At 68.0% G+C, this 1208-nt stretch carries 1 protein-coding gene; it reads right to left on the bottom strand.

All coding sequences use genetic code 11. The annotated features are described in order from the left end of the window. Window positions 1-951: hypothetical protein (locus Q7W29_03815; GenBank protein ID MDO9170939.1), on the bottom strand; the 951-nt coding region annotated here is incomplete at its 3' end. Window positions 952-1208: the final 257 nt, after the last annotated feature.

Here is a 1208-nt window from a genome sequence, read left to right as displayed (position 1 = left end):
CCCGATCATCTCGTGCGAGACGGACTTGTCGCGGCGGGCCTCGCCCAGGCGCTCCAGGATGAACTGCAGCCGGGGCGCGGGCTCGGTCAGGCCGCGCAGCTGCTCGCGCACGCGCTCCTCGTAGGAACTCTCCTGGCGCAGCAGATGGAACGTCGGCTGCCCGGTGCCGGTCATCTCGATCCGGCTGGAGGTCTTCAGGGCCGGGCGGGCTTTCTTCCACCAGCCCGTCCAGCCGTCCTCGCCGTGGAGCGCGACGTAGTGGGTGCGCAGCTCGCGGTGGGCGAGGGTCCGGTCGCGGGTCGACATCAGCGCCTTGACGACGAACGACTCGGGATCGGTGGCGGCCATCTGGCGCAGCTCGTCGGGCCGGTAGAGCAGCAACGACGGGAAATGGTCCGGCGGCAGGACGATCACCTCGCCGACGCGGGCCCGTTCCAGGACTTCGCGCCGGCCGCTGAACGAGACGGTCAGCTTGGTATGCTCGGCGTCGACTTCCTCGACCATGCCGGGCTCGAGGTGGGAGCGGTCGCTCAGGAACGAGCCCGGGCGCAGCTGAAGGAAGCGGTCCAGCACGGCCAACCCTTCGGGCAGGGACGTCCCCTCGGACAACAGGCGCGAGGTGAGCGTGCCGGCGTGCTCGTAATCGGTGTGGAACGAGGGCATCAGCTGCCGCAGCTCCTTGCGCAGCAGGACCGAGGCCGGCAACAGCGCCGTGGCCTGGCGGGCGACGTCGAGCCGGACGCGGCGGCCCCCGCGCTGCTCGGACGCGTGCAGCAGTCCAGAGAGCATCCCGTCGGCCCGCTCCTCCTCGCCCAGACGGCGCACCTGCGCGGCAACGCGCAGCATCTCCTCGACCTCGGCGTCGGGCTCGTCGAGCGCCTCGCTCCACAGCACTTCGAGGTCGGTGAATTGGCGCGAGTTGGCCAGCTTCTTCAGCTTGATCAGGTTCATGGTCGTCCCCGTCTTCGGCGTACGGACAAAAAATCACCCGCCGTTGATTCGCAGCGGCCGGGCACACTCGATCTTCTTGAGGTTAGCAGTCGATCTTCAAGATAGCAGATTTGCGGGGCGGGAAAAGGCGGGATCGGCCTTTATTTAACCATGGCCATTTTCCAGGTCGACGTCCGCCCGCCGCAAACCAGCCGGACGATGTAATGCCCGGAGGAGAGCAAGGTTCCAGCGTCGTCGCGGCCGTCCCAGATCACGGT

The organism is bacterium, from assembly GCA_030654305.1.
Classification (GTDB): Bacteria; Krumholzibacteriota; Krumholzibacteriia; order LZORAL124-64-63; family LZORAL124-64-63; genus PNOJ01.
This window is presented reverse-complemented; position numbering and strand designations above follow the sequence as displayed.